At 70.5% G+C, this 2,436-nt stretch carries 1 protein-coding gene and 1 pseudogene; both read right to left on the reverse strand.

Annotated features, from left to right (window positions below):
• Positions 1 to 56 precede the first annotated feature (56 nt).
• Positions 57 to 1,703: pseudogene (locus ACWNCF_RS01270) on the reverse strand (DUF4118 domain-containing protein); the annotation flags it as partial.
• Positions 1,704 to 1,713: 10 nt separating this feature from the next.
• Positions 1,714 to 2,298 (reverse strand): potassium-transporting ATPase subunit KdpC, encoded by a 585-nt coding sequence (gene kdpC / locus ACWNCF_RS01275; protein ID WP_449405730.1) that lies wholly within the window; start codon positions 2,296 to 2,298, stop codon positions 1,714 to 1,716.
• Positions 2,299 to 2,436 lie beyond the last annotated feature (138 nt).

A 2,436-nucleotide genomic window follows, 5' to 3' on the forward strand; every position in this document is an offset into this window, starting at 1 on the left:
ACGTATTGCTAAGGTTAAAACGGAGGAGTTAGTTGGATGATCCAGCACCTGACCGTGCGCGCGCCGAACGTGCGCCCGATCGCGTCGCGCGTGGCTTCCTGGATCTGCTCCGTCAGCAGCACGCCGGACAGGGCCCGCGCGAATTCGTACAACGCGCGGGTCCTGCTCTCGCGCCGCGCTGCGACATGGGCCTGGAAACGCAGCCCAGCCGTGAGATGCCCCGTGATCAGGCCGACCGCAAGCATCACGCCGAAGGTCACCAGGTACTGCAGATCCGATATCGCGAACGTGAAGCGCGGCGGCACGAAAAAGAAGTCGAAGCAGGCCACGCTCACGCAGGTCGCGGTGACCGAGGGGCCGCGGCCGAACCGCACCGCCACCAGCAGCACGACCAGCAGGAACAGCATGGCGATGTTGGCCAGGTCCAGCCAGCCGATGGTCGGCGTCGCCGCCAGCGCCATGCACAGGCTGGACAGGATCGCGGCGCCATGCGCCACGACGGCCGTCCGGGCGGGCGCATGCGGTTCGTCGGTCCGCGCCCGCCCGCCGTCGGCCGTCGGGCTTTGAGCCGCGGCGACTTCGAGCAATTCGATGTCGGGCGCGAGGCGCGCGACGCGCCGGCCGACGGGTGCCCGCCACGGCCGAGCGCCATGGCTGCGGCCCAGCGCGATCCGCGCCAGGTTATGGCTGCGCGCATAGTCGACCACCGCATCTTCCATCCGGTCGCCCGACAGGACGGCGGTGGCGGCGCCGAGATCGCGCGCCAGCTCGAGCGTTTCCAGTATCCGCTCGCGCCGGCCGGCGCCGAGCCGCTGCAGCGCGGGGGTCTCGACGTAGACCGCATGCCACTCGGCGCCGAGCTGGCCCGCCAGCCGCGCCGCGCTGCGCACCACGCCCTCGGCGCCGGGGCCGGGTCCCACACAGGCCAGCAGCGCGGTTCCGGTCCGCCAGACCGCGTCGATCGACTTTTCGACGCGGTATGCGCGCACGTCGTCGCCGATGCGTTCGGCGGTGCGGCGCAGCGCCAGCTCGCGCAGCGCGATGAGGTTCCCCTTGCGGAAGAAATTCCGGCCGGCCCGTTCGGCCTGCGACGGCTGGTACACCTTGCCGAGCTTGAGCCGGGCCAGCAGCTCGTCCGCCGGCAGGTCCACCAGCACCACTTCGTCGGCCTCGTCGAACACGGCATCCGGAACGGTTTCGCCGACGCGCACGCCGGTGATGCCGCCGACCACGTCGTTCAGGCTCTCGAGGTGCTGCACGTTCACGGTCGTGAACACGTCGATGCCGCACGCCAGCAGTTCCTCGATGTCCTGCCAGCGCTTGGGGTGGCGCGAGCCGGGAACGTTCGAGTGGGCCAGCTCGTCGATCAGCACCAGCTGCGGGCGCCGTTCCAGCGCGGCGTCGATGTCGAATTCGAGCAGCGGCCTGCCGCGGTGATCGATGCGTTTGCGCGGCAGGACCGCCAGCCCTTCCAGCAAGGCTTCGGTCTCGGCGCGCCCGTGCGTCTCGACGATGCCGATCAACACGTCGCGGGTGGCGGCCAGCTGGCGCGCCGCGGACAGCATCGAGTACGTCTTGCCCACACCGGCGGAGGCGCCGAAATAGATGCGCAGCCGGCCGCGCGCCGCCCGGCGTTCCTGCTCCCGCACCTGGGCCAGCAGCGCATCCGGGTCGCGCCGCGCTTCGTCGCCGGGGAAATTCATGGGGCTCGCCTCATTGCGCGCGCGGTGCCTTGCCGTCCAGCGCCAGGTTAAGCGCCAGCACGTTCACGCGCGGCTCGCCCAGGAACCCGAGCGCCGGGTCGTGCCGATACCGCTCGATGAGTGCGCGGACCTGCCGTCGCGGCAGTTTGCGCGCCGCCGCGACACGCGCCGCCTGGTATTCGGCGGCCGCCAGGCTGATCTCCGGATCGAGCCCGCTGGCCGAGGCGGTGACGAGGTCGACCGGGATCGGCGCGCGATTGCCGGGATCGGCCCGTTTCAGCGCGGCCACGCGTTCCTTGACGGCGGCCACGAGGGCCGGATTGGTCGGCCCCAGGTTGGAACCGCCGGAGCCGGCGGCATTGTCCGCCATCGGCGCCGTGGCCGACGGCCGGCCCCAGAAATAGCCGGGCGAGGAAAACGGCTGGCCGATCAGGATCGAGCCGACCGTGCGGCCGTCGACCGCGACGAGGCTGCCGTTCGCTTCGTGGGCGAAGGCGGCGCGGCCGATGCCGGTGACGGCGGCCGGGTACAGCACGCCGCACAGCAGGGTGAGGGCACCGAACAGGACGAGTGCGGGACGCAGGATGGATGCCATGGGGTCTCCTTGTTCAGACGAGGTCGAGCGCCGCCAGCAGCAGGTCGATCGACTTGATGCCGATGAACGGCAGGTGCTGGATCATCCAACTAACTCCTCCGTTTTAACCTTAGCAATACGGTGGGTTCGAGCGTTACA

It is taken from the genome of Massilia phosphatilytica, from assembly GCF_977014125.1.